This window comes from Flavobacterium sp. C3NV (assembly GCF_046825355.2).
Classification (GTDB): domain Bacteria; phylum Bacteroidota; class Bacteroidia; order Flavobacteriales; family Flavobacteriaceae; genus Flavobacterium.
Map to the genome: position 1 here is coordinate 70409 of NZ_JBKQBJ020000011.1, position 18655 is coordinate 89063.

Annotated in this window: 21 protein-coding genes; 16 read left to right on the forward strand and 5 right to left on the reverse strand. The window is 33.8% G+C overall.

Annotated features, from left to right (window positions below):
- Nucleotides 1–103: 103 nt before the first annotated feature.
- Entirely contained in the window at nucleotides 104–1294 is a 1191-nt protein-coding gene (locus tag ACIDC4_RS16215) for a DUF5009 domain-containing protein (RefSeq protein WP_412044103.1), read from the forward strand.
- 382 nt (nucleotides 1295–1676) lie between these two features.
- Here the strand turns inward: ACIDC4_RS16215 and ACIDC4_RS16220 are convergent, their stop codons facing one another.
- Nucleotides 1677–2264: a hypothetical protein gene (locus ACIDC4_RS16220; RefSeq protein ID WP_412044102.1), complete on the reverse strand. Its 588-nt coding sequence runs from the start codon at nucleotides 2262–2264 to the stop codon at nucleotides 1677–1679.
- Between the two features lie 142 nt (nucleotides 2265–2406).
- Here ACIDC4_RS16220 and ACIDC4_RS16225 point away from each other — a divergent pair, with 142 nt between their 5' ends.
- From ACIDC4_RS16225 to ACIDC4_RS16280, 12 genes are all read left to right on the forward strand, one after another.
- The gene (locus ACIDC4_RS16225; protein ID WP_412044101.1) at nucleotides 2407–3582 is read left to right on the forward strand and encodes a BamA/TamA family outer membrane protein; all 1176 of its coding nucleotides are present in this window, start codon (nucleotides 2407–2409) and stop codon (nucleotides 3580–3582) included.
- A 30-nt stretch (nucleotides 3583–3612) separates the two neighbouring features.
- Entirely contained in the window at nucleotides 3613–4776 is a 1164-nt protein-coding gene (locus ACIDC4_RS16230; protein ID WP_412044100.1) for a glycosyltransferase family 2 protein, read from the forward strand.
- A gap of 84 nt (nucleotides 4777–4860) precedes the next feature.
- Nucleotides 4861–6177: a dihydrolipoamide acetyltransferase family protein gene (locus ACIDC4_RS16235; RefSeq protein WP_412044099.1), complete on the forward strand. Its 1317-nt coding sequence runs from the start codon at nucleotides 4861–4863 to the stop codon at nucleotides 6175–6177.
- A gap of 216 nt (nucleotides 6178–6393) precedes the next feature.
- Nucleotides 6394–7164 (forward strand): 3'-5' exonuclease, encoded by a 771-nt coding sequence (locus tag ACIDC4_RS16240; protein WP_056252330.1) that lies wholly within the window; start codon nucleotides 6394–6396, stop codon nucleotides 7162–7164.
- Between the two features lie 93 nt (nucleotides 7165–7257).
- Entirely contained in the window at nucleotides 7258–7869 is a 612-nt protein-coding gene (locus ACIDC4_RS16245; protein WP_230040719.1) for a fumarylacetoacetate hydrolase family protein, read from the forward strand.
- Nucleotides 7869–8213 (forward strand): Hpt domain-containing protein, encoded by a 345-nt coding sequence (locus ACIDC4_RS16250; RefSeq protein WP_194617623.1) that lies wholly within the window; start codon nucleotides 7869–7871, stop codon nucleotides 8211–8213. Before ACIDC4_RS16245 ends, ACIDC4_RS16250 begins: the two co-directional genes overlap by 1 nt.
- A 218-nt stretch (nucleotides 8214–8431) precedes the next feature.
- On the forward strand, nucleotides 8432–9685 hold the full coding sequence (locus ACIDC4_RS16255) for a CinA family nicotinamide mononucleotide deamidase-related protein (RefSeq protein WP_412044098.1): 1254 nt from the start codon (nucleotides 8432–8434) through the stop codon (nucleotides 9683–9685).
- Nucleotides 9686–9756: 71 nt separating this feature from the next.
- Entirely contained in the window at nucleotides 9757–9993 is a 237-nt protein-coding gene (gene rpmB / locus ACIDC4_RS16260; RefSeq protein WP_008468080.1) for a 50S ribosomal protein L28, read from the forward strand.
- A gap of 27 nt (nucleotides 9994–10020) precedes the next feature.
- Complete coding sequence (gene rpmG / locus ACIDC4_RS16265; RefSeq protein WP_008253902.1) at nucleotides 10021–10203, forward strand: 50S ribosomal protein L33; 183 nt, start codon at nucleotides 10021–10023, stop codon at nucleotides 10201–10203.
- A gap of 74 nt (nucleotides 10204–10277) precedes the next feature.
- Nucleotides 10278–10430 (forward strand): DUF4295 domain-containing protein, encoded by a 153-nt coding sequence (locus tag ACIDC4_RS16270; RefSeq protein WP_007805819.1) that lies wholly within the window; start codon nucleotides 10278–10280, stop codon nucleotides 10428–10430.
- Nucleotides 10431–10695: 265 nt separating this feature from the next.
- Complete coding sequence (ftsY, locus tag ACIDC4_RS16275) at nucleotides 10696–11649, forward strand: signal recognition particle-docking protein FtsY (protein WP_412044097.1); 954 nt, start codon at nucleotides 10696–10698, stop codon at nucleotides 11647–11649.
- A gap of 338 nt (nucleotides 11650–11987) precedes the next feature.
- Entirely contained in the window at nucleotides 11988–12452 is a 465-nt protein-coding gene (locus ACIDC4_RS16280) for a Zn-dependent protease (RefSeq protein ID WP_412044096.1), read from the forward strand.
- On the opposite strand, the gene ACIDC4_RS16285 is transcribed toward ACIDC4_RS16280, so the two are convergent.
- On the reverse strand, nucleotides 12444–12974 hold the full coding sequence (locus tag ACIDC4_RS16285) for a hypothetical protein (protein ID WP_412044095.1): 531 nt from the start codon (nucleotides 12972–12974) through the stop codon (nucleotides 12444–12446). The genes ACIDC4_RS16280 and ACIDC4_RS16285 overlap by 9 nt on opposite strands.
- A 405-nt stretch (nucleotides 12975–13379) precedes the next feature.
- On the opposite strand from ACIDC4_RS16285, the gene ACIDC4_RS16290 reads away from it, so the two are divergent.
- The 3 genes from ACIDC4_RS16290 to ACIDC4_RS16300 are packed head-to-tail and all read left to right on the forward strand — an operon-like array spanning nucleotide 13380 to nucleotide 14601.
- Complete coding sequence (locus tag ACIDC4_RS16290) at nucleotides 13380–13820, forward strand: lipocalin family protein (protein ID WP_412044094.1); 441 nt, start codon at nucleotides 13380–13382, stop codon at nucleotides 13818–13820.
- Nucleotides 13801–14094 (forward strand): DciA family protein, encoded by a 294-nt coding sequence (locus ACIDC4_RS16295; RefSeq protein ID WP_412044093.1) that lies wholly within the window; start codon nucleotides 13801–13803, stop codon nucleotides 14092–14094. The genes ACIDC4_RS16290 and ACIDC4_RS16295 overlap by 20 nt, the downstream gene beginning before the upstream one ends.
- A 33-nt stretch (nucleotides 14095–14127) precedes the next feature.
- Nucleotides 14128–14601, forward strand: a complete 474-nt coding sequence (locus ACIDC4_RS16300; protein ID WP_412044092.1) for a hypothetical protein — start codon at nucleotides 14128–14130, stop codon at nucleotides 14599–14601.
- 93 nt (nucleotides 14602–14694) lie between these two features.
- Here the strand turns inward: ACIDC4_RS16300 and ACIDC4_RS16305 are convergent, their stop codons facing one another.
- The 3 genes from ACIDC4_RS16305 to bshC form a co-directional block, all read right to left on the reverse strand.
- Nucleotides 14695–15114 carry a nucleoside-diphosphate kinase gene (locus ACIDC4_RS16305; RefSeq protein WP_055095565.1) on the reverse strand — a complete coding sequence of 140 codons (420 nt, stop codon included), beginning with the start codon at nucleotides 15112–15114 and terminating at the stop codon, nucleotides 14695–14697.
- A 226-nt stretch (nucleotides 15115–15340) separates the two neighbouring features.
- Entirely contained in the window at nucleotides 15341–16612 is a 1272-nt protein-coding gene (locus tag ACIDC4_RS16310) for an acyltransferase family protein (RefSeq protein ID WP_412044091.1), read from the reverse strand.
- Nucleotides 16613–16823: 211 nt separating this feature from the next.
- Nucleotides 16824–18413 carry a bacillithiol biosynthesis cysteine-adding enzyme BshC gene (bshC, locus tag ACIDC4_RS16315; RefSeq protein ID WP_412044090.1) on the reverse strand — a complete coding sequence of 530 codons (1590 nt, stop codon included), beginning with the start codon at nucleotides 18411–18413 and terminating at the stop codon, nucleotides 16824–16826.
- Nucleotides 18414–18655 lie beyond the last annotated feature (242 nt).

Sequence of the window (18655 nt, forward strand, 5' to 3'; positions counted from 1 at the left end):
TAGAAATGGAAAGAATTTGTTATGGTTATTTTTTAATGTAACAAATGTAACCGAACATTTCAGAATTATATTATATTTGAGATTGCTATAAACCTACTATTTTATGAAAATTAAAGAAAATTTATACAATCAAAGGATTATTTCTATTGATGCTTTACGCGGAATTACAATTTTTGTTATGATTTTTGTAAATGAGTTAGCCAGTATTTCAAATGTTCCGCAATGGATGAAACACATGCCGGCTGATGCGGATGCGATGACTTTTGTAGATGTTGTTTTCCCTGCTTTTTTATTTATTGTAGGAATGTCGGTTCCGTTTGCTTTTAATGCGCGATTGCTCAAAGGAGATAGCGCCAAAACAATCTGGACACATACTTTAAAAAGAGCTTTAGCCTTAATTATCATTGGTGTTTTTATGGTTAATGCAGAATACGGTTATGATGCCACAAAAATGATTATTGCACCAGTTTTCTGGGCGCTTTTAGCTTATGCAATGCCAATCCCAATTTGGAATAAATACGGTAAAGATTTTCCGGTTTGGTTAAAAAACACCTTACAATATGGCGGAATGTTAGTTCTGGTCGCATTGTATTTTTTATATGTTCAGGATACGGGCGAAATCGGGATGACACCAAAATGGTGGGGAATTCTGGGTTTAATAGGTTGGGCGTATCTCTTTACAGTAGTATATTATTGGATTGTTTCCGGAAATTTATGGGCAATGATTGCTTTTTTAGTAGTTTGTGTTGCTGCAAATACAATGAATTTAACAGAAGGATCTTTTATACAACAAACTTCCTGGTTGAGTTTTATTGCCGGACATCTCACGCATGCCGCATTAGTTTCGGCAGGAGTAGTAATTTCGCTGTTGTTTTTTGATCGAAAAGTAACCGCCAAAATCAATTGGGCGGTAATAGGTTTTGCCGTTTTGTTTTTTGCAACAGGATATTTGTTAAGACCTTATTTTGGAATTTCAAAAATAAAAGGAACGCCTTCCTGGACGATGTTTTCTGCGGCAATTTGTACGGTATTATTTTATTTTCTGTATTGGTTAATGGAAATTAAAAAGATTACCAAATGGAGTAATTTCTTTATGCCGGCAGCAGCAAATCCGTTATTGATTTATATTTTGCCTGGCGTAATTTATTATTTCTGCAAAGCTTTTAATATTCATATTATTCCGGGATATTTCCGTGTAGGAGTGCCGGGAATTATCTGGGCATTGGTATTTTCGACGATTATGTTGTTTGTGATGAAATTATGTAATAGGTATAAAATTCAATTGCATTTGTAATGAGAGTTTAACCGCAAAGAGCGCTAAGTTTTTTTTTAAGCTGGATTTAATATGCTCGCAAAGTCGCAAAGTCGCTAAGTTTGTTTTTTAGAATTACATTTTTAGAAATCATTTTAATCTTGTAATCAGTGGCAAAAAAATTAACCGCAAAGACCACTAAGATTTACGCTAAGTTCGCTAAGTTTTTTTTAAAGCTGGATTTTAATATGCTCGCAAAGTCGCGAAGACGCAAAGTTTATTTCTATATTGAGTTTGTATAAATGCTAAGTTCGCAAAGTGATAAACACAAAGCTTTGCGAACTTAGCGTTTTTATTAAACCTTCATAATTAAAAAACCTTAGCGCCCTTTGCGGTTAAATTCTCATTTCAACCTGAAACAATCCTACTTAATCACAACTGATTTTATTTCTAAAAATGCTCCCGAAACCGGATTGTAATTCACAAAATTGAATTTGCAAAGATTGTGAATGTCTAAAAGTTTCCCGTCTGGTAATCCGTCTTGCTTAAAATCAGACCACGGAATTTTTACGGTTGTAAATTTTTTAGGAGAAGCTTTTAAATCAACTCGCGGATGCGAACCTCCATGCACGCAACCTGTTCCTTCGTTATTACCTTCGCGGGCTTGCAGTTTTATTAAATGAGAAGATTTATAAGTGATGGTGACAAATTTAGAATTATCAGATAAGTTTGTCGGAGCACCATCGTTGGAATTAGAATCTGTAATCAGGACATTCAATTCAATTTCACCAACCGGATTATCTTTTGCCGTCACTTTAATAATGCCTTTTTCCTGACGAACGCGATTAATAGTTTCCTGATTTTCTAAAGCTGGTCCGGCGATATACCATGTTGAGGTTTTGACTAAATCCTTTTCTGAATCTTTTTCAATAGAAACAAATCCGGATATGAAAATTCCTATTACCAGAAGTAAAAGCAAGGATTTAATCTTAACAGGCATTTTGTTTTTCATGGAAATGAAATTAGTATTCAAACTCAAAAATATACTTTTTTATCATCTGTTAGAATTTTCTCTTTTTTATTATTTCTAAAATAGCTTCCGTTTTAAAAATAATTTTAAATTTGTAAGAAGTTGTTTCTTAAAGTTTTACGAAATGAAAAAGCTGAAATCTCTTATAGTTTTATTTTTTCTAACGTCATTTTGTTATGCGCAGAATGATTCAATAGTGAGGAACGAAAAAGATATTTTAGATGTTTTGTATAAACTCTTTCATAAAAATGATTCACTTCGAATAGATCCCGATAAAAAAGTTGCTTTTTCGCTGCTTCCGGTTCCTATCGATGCTAATAAAAGTGCGGGATTAGTGGTTTCGTTTCTTACGACTTTTTATCTGGGTGACAGTAATACAACCAAAATGTCTCAGGTGGTATTTTCGCCTTATTTTAGTTTTACCAAACAATATGTTTTTCCTATTCAATCCTATATTTATACCAAAAATAATAATTGGAATTTTATTGGAGATTATCGGTACATGATTTATCCGCAACCAACTTACGGACTTGGCGGGCATAATACAGATAAAAAAATGTCGACTCTCGATTATCAGCAATGGCGCTTTTATCAATTTGCAACCCGAAAAATTATTGGTGATTTTCGCCTCGGATTGGGATTGTTGCTGGATAATTATCAAAATATTTCAGAGCAATCTTATATCGATGATGAAACCGATTATGTGAAGTATATGGATGGAGATTTCTCTGATGAAACTTCTTTTGGTGTTGCCATTCAGGGATTGTACGATTCGAGAAAAAACAATGTAAATCCGGAACAGGGTTTGTATGTCGAAGCAGATTATAGAATAAATACCAGTGGAGTAGACGGCGAAAAATGGAAATCGATCTATTTTGATGCCCGAAAATACCATTCCTTTAGTAAATACAAACACAGAGTTTTGGCTTACAGGGCTTTTTATTGGTCGACGTTTGGCGGAAAACCACATTATCTTGATTTGCCCAGTATAGGCTGGGATCGTGACGGAAAAACAGGCCGTGGTTTTACCAGAAACAGATTTAGAAGCAATGCTTTGATTTATCTAGAAACCGAATATCGAACTGATATTTCTAAAAACGGATTCTGGGGGGCGGTATTTTTTACGAATCTTTCTTCGGTTTCTAAGTTAGATACTTATGATTTCAAAAAATGGAATCCTGCTGCAGGCGCTGGTTTACGCATTAAATGGAACAAACAAAACAATAGTAATCTGGTACTTGATTTTGGTGTAAGTAAAAACGATTGGTCATTGCGATTGGGTTTGGCCGAAAATTTCTAACTTTCCAAAAAATCAATCCCTTCGTTTTTCATGCAATTATCGGTAATTATTCTTAATTATAATGTGCGTTACTTTCTGGAACAATGCGTTTTAAGTGTTCAGAGCGCCATCTCGACGCTTGATGCCGAAATTATTGTAGTCGATAATAATTCGTCAGACGAGAGTTGTTTGATGATGAAAACTAAATTTCCTGACGTAATATTAATTCAGAATACGGCAAATTTCGGTTTTCCAAAAGGCAATAATATAGGAGTAAAGCAAGCTTCAGGAAAATACATTTGCATTTTAAATCCCGATACTGTTGTTGCCGAGAATACTTTTGTAAAGATTTTGGCTTTCGCCGAAAGGCAAATCAATCCCGGAATTGTCGGCTGCCAATTAATCGATGGAACTGGAGAATTCCTGCCAGAAAGCAAACGCGGCATTCCAACGCCCTGGGTTGCTTTTACAAAAATTTCAGGATTGTATAAAGTTTTTCCAAAATGGAAACTTTTCAATCAATATTATGCCCAGCATTTAGATAAAGATCAAACCGGAAAAGTCGATATTTTGGTAGGCGCTTTTATGTTTTTAGAAAGAGAATTATATAAAGAACTTGAAGGTTTTGATGAAAAATGTTTCATGTATGCAGATGATATCGATTTGTCGTATCGTGCGTTACAAAAACAGAAATCGAATTTTTACTTTCATGAAACTACCGTTTTGCATTATAAAGGAGAAAGTACGGTGAAAGACGAAAAATACATGAAACATTTTCAGGAAGCCATGAATTTCTTTTATCAAAAGCATTTTAAGAAGTCGTGGTTTTTTGAATTTTTTATTCAAATCGGAATTTGGTTTTTCTCTTTTATAAAAATGTTTCAGGGAAAAACGAAGCCAAAACCGTTGCCTGAAAGTGTGGTTTTTTACTCTTCAAATAAAAATTTGTCTGAAAAATTACCTTCTATTTTAAAAAATAAAGTGCTGTTTATCGATTTAAAAAAAGAAAAAATGGTAAATTCGTCCCTGATTTTTAAGGGTAAAAGTGTTGAGATTATTTTGGATAATCAGTATGTTTCATTCAAAAAATGTATCAAAATCATAAAAACTCTTAAGGATAAGAACGTTACTTTTAAGATTTTCCCCAAAAACACAAATTTTATTATTGGGAGTAATTCCCGGAATGACAGGGGGCAAATTATAAAAATTGAGTAAAAAATTATATTAAGTGTAATTTATATTTAAAATATTCAGTAATTTCGCAATCAGAAAATCAAAATCATCCTTTAGATTAACAATATGGCAAGATTTGAATTAAAACTTCCTAAAATGGGAGAGAGTGTCGCTGAAGCAACTATTACCAACTGGTTGAAAGAAGTAGGAGACAAAATTGAAGCTGATGAAGCAGTACTGGAAATTGCGACTGATAAGGTCGACAGTGAAGTGCCAAGCGAAGTTTCGGGAATTTTAGTTGAACAATTGTTTGGCAAAGACGATTTGGTTCAGGTAGGACAAACCATTGCAATTATTGAAACTGAAGGTGATGCACCAGCTGCAAAAGCTCAGGAAGCTGCTGCTCCGGCAGAAGTTGCTGCACTTGAAGCAACAATTGAAACAGCGAAAGAAACAGTTGCTGCTCCGCAGGATTTCTCAGGATCAGATAAATTCTTTTCTCCGCTAGTAAAAAATATTGCAAAAGAAGAAGGTATTTCTGTAGCTGAATTAGAAAGTATTGCCGGTTCAGGAAAAGATGGCCGCGTAACAAAAGAAGATATTTTAAAACATATTGAAAACCGCAAATCAGGTGTTGAAACGCCAAAAGCGGTTTTAGAGGCTCCAAAAGCAGTACAGCCTGTAGCTGCTCCGGTTCAAAAAAGCCAACAAGCAGTTCCGGTTTCTGTAAACGGAGGTGACGAAATCATCGAAATGGACAGAATGCGTAAACTGATTTCAGGATACATGACAGCTTCTGTACAAACTTCGGCTCACGTACAATCGTTTATTGAAGTTGATGTAACGAATATTGTAAAATGGAGAGAGAAAGTAAAAACAGCTTTCGAAAAAAGAGAAGGCGAGAAGCTGACTTTTACGCCAATTATGATGGAAGCGGTTGCAAAAGCATTGAAAGATTTTCCTGGAATGAATATTTCTGTAGATGGTGATTATATCATCAAAAAGAAAAATATAAACTTAGGAATGGCTGCAGCTTTACCAAACGGAAACTTAATTGTTCCTGTAATTAAAAATGCAGATCAATTGAACCTGGTTGGAATGGCAAAAGCGGTTAATGACTTAGGAAACCGTGCAAAAGCAGGAAAACTTAAGCCAGATGATACACAAGGCGGAACTTACACGGTGACGAATGTGGGAACTTTTGGTAGTGTTTTTGGTACGCCAATTATCAATCAGCCACAAGTAGGTATTCTTGCTCTTGGTGCGATTCGTAAAGTACCTGCAGTTATCGAAACTCCTGAAGGTGATTTTATCGGAATCCGTCAAAAAATGTTCCTTTCGCACTCTTACGATCACAGAGTTGTAGATGGAGCTTTGGGTGGAAGTTTCGTAAAAAGAGTAGCAGAATATTTAGAAGCTTTTGATCTCGACAGAGATTTCTAAAATCAGATAAAAATAAATTCAAACCCGGAAAATTTTAATGATTTTCCGGGTTTTTTGTTTTGTAAGAAAAGGTTAAGAAATAAAGAAAGCCAATCTTTAAGAACGAATTTAAAAGTTAAAATCATTAAATTGACTTGATTTTTGTTTAAAAAAATCAAGAATAAAAGAGGAAATTCGGCTTTAAAAATTACATTTGTAATCTTATAAAATTAAAAAATGGAACTGAAACTCAACAAACCAATTTGCTTTTTTGATCTTGAAACAACCGGAATTGATATAGGTAAAGATCGAATTGTAGAAATTTCGATATTCAAAGTTTTTCCAAACGGAAATAAAGAAAGTAAAACCTGGTTAGTGAATCCTACGATTCCAATTCCCCCGCAAACCACCGCCGTTCATGGTATCACAGATGAAAAAGTAGCGAATGAGCCAACTTTTAACGAATTGGCACCGCAAATTCATAATATGATTAAGGATAGCGATTTGGGAGGTTTTAATTCAGACCGTTTCGATATTCCGCTTTTGGCAGAAGAATTGCTTCGTGCCGGAGTCGATTTTGATATGAAAAATAAAGTGTCAGTAGATGTGCAGACTATTTTTCATAAAATGGAAGAGCGTACCCTGAGTGCTGCATTGAAATTTTATTGCGGAAAAAGTCTTGAAAATGCCCATTCTGCAGAAGCAGATACTATGGCAACTTACGAAATTTTAAAAGCGCAATTAGATCGTTATCCGGATTTAGAAAATGATATGAAATCATTGTCTGAATTTACTACCCGTAAAAAAATCGCTGATTTCGCCGGAATGATCGCTTTTGATAAAGACAACGAAGAAATTTTTACCTTCGGAAAACACAAAGGTGCCAAAGTCGATAAAATTCTTGAAACCGAACCGGGATATTTCAGCTGGATTCAAAACGCTGATTTTCCATTATATACTAAAAAGGTTTTAACAGCAATTAAGTTAAGAAAGTTAAATACTAAATAAGGTACTAAGTTACTAAGGTTCTAAGATGTTAAGTTTTTATGCATTTTTTCTTAGAACCTTAGCAGCTTAGCAACTTAGTAACTCATAAAAGAAATGAAGATTATTTGTATCGGTAGAAATTATACCAATCATATCGAGGAGTTAAAAAACGAGCGTCCAGCAGAGCCGGTGGTTTTTATGAAACCGGATTCGGCAGTTTTGTTAAAGCAGCATCCGTTTGTAATTCCTGAATTTTCTGAAGAAATTCATCACGAAATAGAGATAATTGTTAAAATTAACAAAGTAGGGAAGTACATCGAGCCTAAGTTTGCTCACAAATACTACGATGAGATAAGTGTAGGTATCGATTTTACTGCCAGGGATTTACAGGATAAATTGAAAGCAAAAGGATTGCCTTGGGAAAAAGCAAAAGCATTTGATGGCTCTGCGGTAATTGGAGACTTTTTACCAAAAACCGATTTTATTTCGATGGAAAATCTTACATTTGAGTTAACAAACAATTCTAAAACAGTTCAAAAAGGGAATACAAGCTTCATGCTTTGGAAAATTGATGAGCTTGTTTCGTACGTATCGCAATTTTTTACCTTAAAAATTGGTGATATCATTTTTACAGGAACTCCTGAAGGTGTAGCTTCGGTGAAACCTAATGATGTTTTAGAAGGCTTTTTAGAAGATAAAAAATTATTTAGAATACAAGTAAAATAATGGCTTTAAAATACAACCTTTCGAAAGTGTATGCGCTTTCAGACAACGATCCTGAATTTGTAAACGAAATTCTAAAATTATTTGTTACCGAAGTTCCTGAGGATTTAAAACAAATCAAAGAAGGAATCAAGAAAAAAGATCATAAATACGCATATTCGTATGCGCACAAAATAAAACCAACATTAGATTTAATGGGTCTGAATGTTGCTTTTGAAGAAATATTGCAAGTCGAGGCCTGGACAAAAGCCGAAGGCAAGAAAAAAGAAATTATCGAAACTTTTAAAAGTATAAAAGTGCAGGTGAAAGACGCGATTAAAGAAATTAAGAAAGATTTCGATTTGTAAAGTCTGGGCGTGCCCCTGTTTTTGCCCTTTTTTAATTTAAGGCAAAAACAGGGTCGGGTTATTCGCTATATCTTTTGTTCCAGAAATTTTTTGCTTAAAAAAGGCGTCTCTTTTGTCACAAAAGGATGCCGCTACTACCCCTCACGCAAAATCGTTGCGACAACAACCTACTTTATAATAATGACTTACACCTAAGTAAGTAAAAATATTCCACAGCTATGAAAGCAACTATCATTACTATTGGAGACGAAATTTTAATAGGTCAGATTGTAGATACAAATTCAGGTTTTATCGCTAAATCACTCGACCGAATCGGTGTTGAAGTTCATGAGATGATTTCGATAAGCGATGACAAAAAGCATATTTTAGACACCTTTGCGCAACTGCAAAACAAAGTCGATGTGGTGATTGTAACAGGAGGTTTAGGGCCAACGAAAGACGATGTTACGAAAAAAACATTCTGCGATTATTTTGATGATGAATTAGTCGTAAATCCCGAAGTTCTGGCTCACGTGACCGAATTGATCGAAGGTTTTTACAAGCGACCAATTTCACAATTAAATAAAGATCAGGCCTTAGTTCCGTCAAAATGTACTGTTTTGCACAACAAAATGGGAACTGCACCGGGAATGTGGATGAAGAAAGAAAATACGGTGTTTATTTCGCTTCCGGGAGTTCCTTACGAGATGAAATATTTAGTCGAAGAAGAGATAATTCCTAAAATTGTTCGTGAGTACAAACGTCCGTATATCATTCATAAAACTATTTTAACGTATGGTCAGGGCGAGAGTCTAGTGGCAGAACGTATCGAACATTGGGAGAATAATTTGCCTGAATTCATCAAGTTAGCTTATTTGCCAAATCCGGGAAGAGTACGTCTGCGTTTGTCGGCCAGAGGAACCAATAAAGAATTGCTGGAAGCTGCGATAGAAGAAAATGTAAAATCATTAGATGCTATCATTTATGATATTATCGTGGGTTACGAAGAAAATGAAACGATAGAATCTGTAGTTGGTAAAATACTGACCAAACAAAATAAAACTATTGCGACTGCAGAAAGTTTTACAGGCGGAAAAATCGCTTCTGTATTATCAGCTGTTCCCGGAGCTTCTAACTACTTTAAGGGTAGTGTAGTTTCGTACGCAACGGCGGTAAAGGTTAATGTTCTCGGTATCTCGCAGGATTTAGTCGATCAATTTTCGGTAGTTAGCGCAGAAGTTGCCTCGGCTATGGCTTTGAATGTGAAAGAGATACTTAAAACAGACTATGCAATTGCCACAACCGGGAACGCCGGACCGACAAAAGGAGACTCTGATGCTGAAATTGGAGCTGTTTTTATCGCTTTGGCTACTCCAACCGGTATAATTGTCGAAGAATTTAATTTTGGCCAACCACGTGAAAAAGTGATAGATAGAGCCGTGATTAAGAGTTTAGAAATATTACAGAAAGAAATTTTAAAAAATGTGCTATAATTTTTTGTTTCAATCGTTTATTTTTCTTTTCTTTGCACCCTGATTTTGAATAACGATAAAAGATAAGTATAATGTCAAGAGTTTGTGACCTTACAGGTAAAAGAGCGATGGTAGGAAATAACGTTTCTCACGCTATGAACAAAACTAAGAGAAAATTTTCTGTAAACTTAGTTAAAAAGCGTTTTTATCTTCCAGAAGAAGATAGATGGATTACTCTTAGAGTAGCAGCATCTACGATAAAAACAATTAATAAAAATGGAATCACTGCTGTTTTGAAAAAAGCACAGTCAGAAGGATTTATCAAATAATCTTTTCCTAAATAAATATATAGCAAGATGGCAAAGAAAGGTAATAGAATCCAGGTAATTTTAGAATGTACTGAGCACAAGACTTCTGGTGTTCCAGGAACTTCTAGATACATTACAACTAAGAACAAAAAAAATACTCCAGACAGATTAGAGATTAAGAAATTTAATCCAATCTTGAAACGCGTAACTGTTCACAAAGAAATTAAGTAATAATTAGAGATTTTTGTAAATCTCAATGGTTTTGCCATTAGAGTTTTATAAAAGCTTCAAATAACATTTGAATCATGGCAAAGAAAACCGTAGCATCGTTACAAACATCTTCTAAGAGATTATCAAAAGCCATCAAAATGGTGAAATCTCCTAAAACTGGTGCATATACATTCGTAGAATCTATTATGGCTCCTGAAGAAGTTGATACTTTCTTGAAAAAGAAATAATAACAATTACACTATATAGAAAAGCTACTTTCATTCGGAAGTAGCTTTTTTATTTTTTATATTTGTCTAAAATTTTATAGAAATATAACAATTGGCTTTTTTTTAAGCAATAATTCCCGTTATCCTCTCTATCTTTACTATCCGTATTTAGCGGAAATAAAAGGATAAATGCTGTCAGGACTAAAACAATTGGTCTTCTATAAATACCAGGATTATTTAGATTGTCAAAAAATCGTATAATCTGAAAAACTAACAACCTATAAAAATGAGTTTTTTTAAAAAATTATTCTCTACTGATAAAAAAGAGACTTTAGACAAAGGTCTTGAAAAATCAAAAACTACTTTTTTCTCAAAGTTAAGCAAAGCTGTTGCCGGAAAATCTAAAGTCGATGACGACGTTCTTGATGATCTGGAAGAAATTCTTGTTGCTTCTGATGTTGGTGTAAATACAACTCTTAAGGTAATTTCAAGAATTGAAAAACGTGTTGCTGAAGACAAATATTTAGGTACAGAGGAGCTGAACCAAATTCTTCGTGAAGAAATTGGGGCTTTATTATCTGAAACTAATACTGGTGAAGCTACTGAATTCGAAATTCCGAAAGATAAAAAACCATACGTTTTAATGGTGGTTGGAGTAAACGGGGTTGGTAAAACGACTACAATTGGTAAACTGGCATATCAGTTTAAAAAAGCGGGTTATAAAGTCGTTTTAGGTGCTGCAGATACTTTTCGTGCTGCTGCTATCGACCAATTGCAGGTTTGGGCAGATCGTGTAGATGTGCCTATTGTGAGACAAAATATGGGTAGTGATCCTGCATCTGTAGCTTTTGATACTTTGCAGTCTGCCGTAGCTCAAAATGCCGATGTGGTAATTATAGATACTGCCGGACGCTTGCATAACAAAGTTAATTTGATGAACGAGCTTACCAAAGTAAAACGTGTAATGCAAAAAGTGGTTACTGATGCGCCTCATGATGTATTGTTGGTTTTGGATGGTTCTACAGGTCAAAATGCTTTCGAACAAGCGAAGCAATTTACTGCTGCGACTGAGGTAACTTCTCTTGCGGTAACCAAACTTGACGGAACTGCAAAAGGTGGTGTTGTAATTGGTATTTCTGACCAGTTTCAAATTCCTGTAAAATATATTGGTGTTGGTGAAGGAATTGAAGATTTACAAGTCTTTAATAAATATGAATTCGTTGACAGTTTCTTTAAATAATTTATAATGAGTTTTTCTTCTTTTAATAATATATCGGCCGTTGTTTTTTATTTCGCCAGCGTTGTATGTTTTGTATTAGCGAGTGTTTTGAGAGATAATAGTCTTTCTTTTTACTACATTTTATTAGTTTTAGGAATAGCTTTCTTCTTTATGGGAGTTCGTAAAAGACTGCGTACTAAACAATAATTTTTTGCTGTAGTTTGATTATGAAATACTGTTTTCTTGTTTTTCTTTTTCTTGTGCTTTCTTGTAAAAATGAGAAAACTGAAATCAGTGTCAAAATCCAAAAAGTAATTGTTATACAGCCTTTAGGTGATTTTAAAACAGAACAATCCCAAATGGTGTTTGCGGAAATTAAAACTATAAACCCAAATGTAGTTTTAAGGTCAAATATTTCCTTTCCTGAAAATTCATATTATAAACCCAGAAACAGGTATCGCGCTGATAGTATTATAAAAAGTCTTAAAGATAATATTGGCAAAGATTCTTTAATTGTTGGATTATCAAATCATGATATTAGTACAACATATAAAGGAGTTAAAGATTGGGGTGTAATGGGATTGGGTTACCGGCCTGGAAAATCCTGCGTAGTTTCGGATTTCAGAATGTCAAGGAAAAATAGAAACCAGCAATTTTATAAAGTAGTTTTGCATGAATTGGGTCATACTGAAGGTCTGCCTCATTGTGAAACGAAAATCTGTCTGATGAGAGATGCTGAAGGCGGAAATCATCTCGATGAAGAAAAAGATTTCTGTAAAAACTGCAAAAGTTTTCTCGTGAAAAAGGGCTGGAATTTAATCTAAATGCATTCCTGTTTCTTGTTTAAGTTCCCATTTTGTTCCGTCGGCAAATACAACGTAGTAGGCTCTTGCTGCTATAATGGTGTAGGCATCTGTCGAAAAATCTTCCCATATTTTAGATTCTACTTTTCGTGACTTTAATAAGATATCGGTGTGTCCTCGTGATATTCCCTTTACGAAGAAAAATTGTCCACTTGCGGGTTTGTCAAATACATTTTCGCAATACCATTCAAACTTAATAGCTTGAATATTTTTTTGTGTTATGTTTTTGTAGGTTAGCTGAATGTCTTTATGATCAGAATATTGATTTTTAAGCAATTTGGCTGAGAGAATTTTAACTGGTGAGTTTTTGGTTTTTTGTACGTCTAAGAAGTTGTGTTTGACAGAATCTATTATTTCTTTTTCTTTTTTTTCTTCTGTATTTTTAATGAGACTATTGTCCGGAATTATAGGTTCGGTTTTGTTGCTTTTTTTATTTGTACAGGAAAGTAAAGTGATAATAATAAATAGTAGTATTTTCTTCATATGGTTATGGTGTGTCTGGTAAAATGTCTGATTAGTAAGTGTTTTGACGAGAAAAGTTAAAACACTTTGAATGTAAAAATGCGATATATTAAAATTTCCTATAGCCTTTATAAGTCAAATTTTAGCTAGAATAAGTTTTTTGTTAAGGATGTTTTATTGTTTTTTATTATTGTGAATCTTATAAAAATTAAGAGATAAAAATTTTATTTGAATTTTATAAAGTTAACTTTGTATCACAGAATTTCTTTTGGAAAAGGATGCCCTAGCCCTGATGGGAGCGGCATCCTTTTTCTGGCTTCTTTAGACAGGAAAAGATATAGCGGACAGCAGGAAATAGCTCCTGATTCTTCTTATTGAGCTTCAGGATGCTGGCGTAGTAATTATTGAATTTTAATAAAATATAGTATGAAAAACACTTTTACGATTTTGGTTTTATCGCTTTTGTTTGTGAGCTGCAAACAGGAAATTAAACCGGAAGATATTGCGAAATTAAACGGTTACTGGGAAATAGAAAAAGTCGTTTTTGATAAGGGTGAGGAGAAGGATTATAAAATGAATGAAAGTTTTGATTATTTTGACATTAAAAATAATAAAGGAATTAGAAAGAAGGTAATGCCGCAACTTGACGGAACTTTTTTGACAAGTGATTCTTTTGAAAATGTTTCGGTTCGATTTAAGGACGATCAGGTTTTTCTGGATTATAAAACAGATTACGCAAAATGGAGTGAGGAGCTGGTTTCGATTACAGATGAGAAATTGGTGGTAAAAAATAAGGAGAAAAAAGAGTATCATTATAAAAAAGCAGGACCGGTAAATTTATTAGACGATGGCAAAAAGACTAAATAATCAGACAATCGGGGCTGTTTTACAACAGATTATCCAGGTAAATAAACTTCAGCCCGGAATGGATCAGATTGATGTAAAAGAGGCGTGGAGACAGTTAATGGGGAATGGTGTAAATACGTATACAAAAAATGTTGTGCTGAAAGGAAGTACTTTGTATGTAGAACTGGCATCGGCAGTATTGAGAGAAGAACTAAGCCACGGAAAAACTAAAATCGTGAAAATGATTAATGAAGAGTTGGGACGTGAGGTGGTGAAAGATGTGGTTTTGAGATAGATTAGTTTTTGAGTTGAAAATGAAATTTTTGTTATGATGAGTATAAAATCTAAATTTAAATTGTGGCCAATTTTGTTAGTTTCTTATTTAACAATATTACCGTTAGGAGTAGTTTATTTTTCGGCAATGTCTCCGGTAGCAGGTATGTTTTTACCTATTTTATTTTTATTATTTATTGTATTTTTTTGGCTCACAGTTTTTAGAACCAGAGCATATAAAGTAGAAATGGATGGTAATACATTAATTGTAAAACGTTACTTTGGTTTGGGGAAATCTACAGCTTATAATTTTAATGCATTAGATGGTTTTATAACTTTGTTTGAATCGGCAAAGGGAACCGTTCATGAATCTGTTTTTATTCTTGAAAAAGGAAAAAGAATTGGTAGTATTTCTAGTTTTTATCACAGTAATTTTGATCAGTTAAAATCGATTTTGAAAGATAAACTGATCGATCTTGGAGAAAGAGAATCTACTTTTAGAGGAGAAACATCTGAATTATTTAAATAAATAATGGAATAAAAAAAATCCTGATTGTAAACAAACAGGATTTTTTTATGTGTTTCTGTGACTAAAAACTGCCACTGAGACTGTAAACTTATATTAGAATTGCTCTCTTCCGGCAAAATGGAATGCACCTTCGATAGCAGCGTTTTCGTCGCTATCAGAACCGTGAACTGCATTTTCTCCAATAGAAGTTGCGTATGCTTTACGAATAGTTCCTTCAGCAGCTTCAGCAGGATTTGTAGCCCCGATTAAAGTTCTGAAATCTTCTACTGCGTTGTCTTTTTCTAAAATTGCAGCAACAATTGGTCCGCGAGACATGAATTCAACTAATTCTCCGTAGAAAGGTCTTTCTGCGTGAACTGCGTAAAATGCTTTAGCATCAGCTACAGTTAGTTGAGTTAGTTTTAATGAAACGATTTTGAAACCTCCGTTAGTAATCATTGCTAAGATATTACCGATGTGTCCGTTTTGAACTGCATCTGGCTTAATCATTGTAAAAGTTCTATTAGTTGCCATTTTATATTTTATTAAATTTTGTGCAAAAGTATACTTTTTTTATGAATTGATTTTAATTAATTCGTAATTAAAACACGGTAGAATGATGTTTTGATTAATAAAGGCTATTTTTTAAACCATATAAGTTATATAAGTTCATTTTAGTAATACCGCATAATTCTATAACGTTGATTTGTAGGTGCCTATTTAAATGAACTTATATAACTTATATGGTGAAAATATTTTTCTAGACTTTGAAAATCAATTTGTTTTTGTAGAATATCCACAATATAAACGTCCAGATGCCAACGTACACTAAAGCTCCGGCTAATGAAGCGGTCATAGGATTACTGAAAAATGGTGCGATTCCGAAAGTGTATAAATAATTTAAGAGATTGATTTTTTCTGAAGGATTATGCGGGTTTTGAAACTCGATCATTACTAAAGCCTGCGGGATAATTTGTGAGCTAAAGAAAACAATCATGGGATTTACTCCCCAAATTAAGAAGGGTTTGAAACCTTTTTTATAGTTAGCAATATCAATTGTGTAGTATAGAACGGTTAATACGACAGTTGCTAATCCTGTGGTATAAAGGACGTAGCTGCTTGTCCAGAGTGATTTGTTTATGGGGAAAATGATATCCCATATTAAGCCAAAAAAGATAAGTATCGTACCGATGATCCCCATTTTTTGCGCTTTTTGGATTTTGATGGTATCAGTTTGTAAAAGTTGCCCAATTAATAAACCGATAATTCCGTTTACGATTGACGGAACTGTACTCAAAACTCCTTCGGGATCCCAGGTTACAGTTCCTCGATACATATGGCCTTTTAGTAAAACACTGTCAAGCCAGGAAGCTAAGTTGGTTCCTTTGTCAAGATTTGCTTCGCCAATTCCGGGAACAGGAATTAGAGTCATCATCGCCCAATAACCTAACAATAAAACAATTCCGGTTATGATTTGCGTTTTTTGAGACGTTTTTAAATACAAAAGAGAAACTACAAAATATACAATTGCAATACGCTGTAAAACTCCGGGAAGCCTTACATCGCTGTAAGCTTCGATACCGCTATAAGCCAAAAACAAATAGATAAACAGAATCGAAAAGGCTAAAATGTTTTTGATTTTTGAACTGAAACTCCCCATCAAAGCATAACCAACGGCAATGGTAATAGCGAGACGGCCAATAAGAAGTGGAATCCCTTCAAGTCCGAATAATTGGATTTTTCCAAAAAAGTTGAAGAAAATCCCTAAACAAAGCATTCGCAACGAGCGAACTAAAATTTTGTTGAAAGTTGTGCCGTCATAAAATTTATCAGGCATTGCGAGCGGAACAGCAACTCCCATAATAAAAATAAAAAATGGAAAAACTAAATCGGTTGGGGTGCAGCCGTGCCATTCGGCGTGTAATAATGGCGGATAAACATTGCCCCAGTCGCCAGGGTTGTTTACAATTGTCATCAATAAAATAGTGAGTCCTCTAAAGACATCCAATGAAATCAAGCGCTCTCTGGTCATAATTTTGGTAAATAGGTTAATTTTTGTTTTTAAAAAGTTACTATTTGGTTTAGAGAGGCAATAATTTCAGAAGAGGTGGTTATTTGTTTCTGAGGATTATTACTTTATTGTTTGTTTGCCACTAATTGCGCGAATTTTAAAGAGAAGCAGATTGCTTTTTCTTTGAGTATTTACATTCGTGGAAATTTGTGTAATTCGTGGCAAACTTTTTTTATATCATAATTATATTAAAATTGTTTTCTAAAGGTTTTAATTTTTGAATTAAAAGCGGAATCAACTGTTCGCCTTTTTCCAGATAAAATTCTGAGAAATTAGTATGACGTTCCTGTAAACTTTGATTAGGAAACAATTCGAATTGCAAATCTGTTACACGTTGCAATTCGTGATCTAATTTCCGTTTTTGGGCTTTTAATAATCTTTTTTCAAGATTGTCTAATCCTTTCTTTTGTTTTACTTCCTGCGCTTTTACAGCTCCGGTAAATGATTTGTCGGTTTGCTGTGCGAGTTCATAAAGATATTCAAATTGTTTTTCTAATATTTCTTTTTGAGGTGTTAAATCAATCGGAAAAGCAGATAATTTATGTGTGATCGCATTGATTAAATTTTCTGGTTTTGTGAATAAATCTGCCCAGGTGAGATTTAATTTGTCTGCTTTTTTAGCTTGTTTTTCTGTTGATAAAAGAACAGAATTACGAACCAAAAGCATTGGGAAAGTAATGTTTACAGCTTCGAAAAATGATTTTAATTCCAGCCAATAAGCAATTTCTCCGCCTCCGCCAATGTAGCACAAATTAGGTAAAATAATTTCCTGATACAACGGACGCATAATTACGTTTGGACTAAATTTCTCCGGATTGCTTTCTAATACGTTTAAAATTTCATCTTTAGAAAATGAGATTCTGGTGTTGTTGATAAAGTATTTATCATTTTCGAAAATAATACGTTCACGCAAATCATCTTCGATATAAAATAAATTTATCTCACGAGGGTTTACCTGAACAGTATAATCCTTGAGTTGTTCTATCGTTTCCTGAACCGCTTTGAAAGAAGTTTGTTGTTCTAATTCTTCTTTGATGTACGGAATAAATGCTTGTTTTAAATTGGCATCATCAGCATCTAAAATTACCAAGCCATAATTGCCAAATAAACTATTGGCTAAAAAACGAGTAGCATCGGCCAGTTTTTCGTGTTTTAGATAAGCTTCTTCAAAAACTTTTTTCAAAACATTGGCATTAGTGCTCGATCCTAATTCTTTAGAATAAATTTCGAAAAATTCAGCTAAACCTTCTGTAGAAAGTCTGCCAACAGGACCCGTGCTTTCTTTATTCCATCGGAATTTTTTTCCTTTAAAATTAAAATAGTTGATCTCTTCAAAATCGTGATCTTCGGTCGCCATCCAATAAACAGGCACAAAGTTATTCGATGGATATTTTAGCTTTAATTCCTTGGTAAGGTTAATCGTCGAAATAATTTTATATAAGAAATACAAGGGACCGCTAAATAAATTTAACTGATGTCCGGTGGTAATGGTATACGTGTTTTGAAGCCCTAAAAGTTCGATGTTTTGTTTTGTCGAATCAGAAATTTCGATGTGGTGGTATTGCTTTTTTAAAGTTTCAACCAATGGGATTCGGTTGTTATTATCAAAGTTTGCGGCTTTTTCGGCAATTTGTTTTTCGAAGTTTTCTAAGGTAGGAAAATTGTTGTACAGCGGTTTTAATTCTGATTTTTGATCTAAATAATCTTGCATCAATTTAGAAAAATATCCTGAAGTTTGATAGCTGATACAGTCGGTTGGCATAATTTTAAATTTATTTTTGACAGCTGTAAATTTAATGAAAATATGCAGTGAAAAACAGTTTTAACGATAGCTTATGATTTGATTTTTGATTTTTATTTTAAAGCTCCTGTAATCAAGTTTTTAATGTTGAGTTATTTGTGGAATAAAATAAAATGAAAATTCGGTAAAGTTGTTAAAAATACGTGATCATTTAAAAGTATTTATTCTAAAGATGAATTATTACTAGCGAAATTCTATTTTTG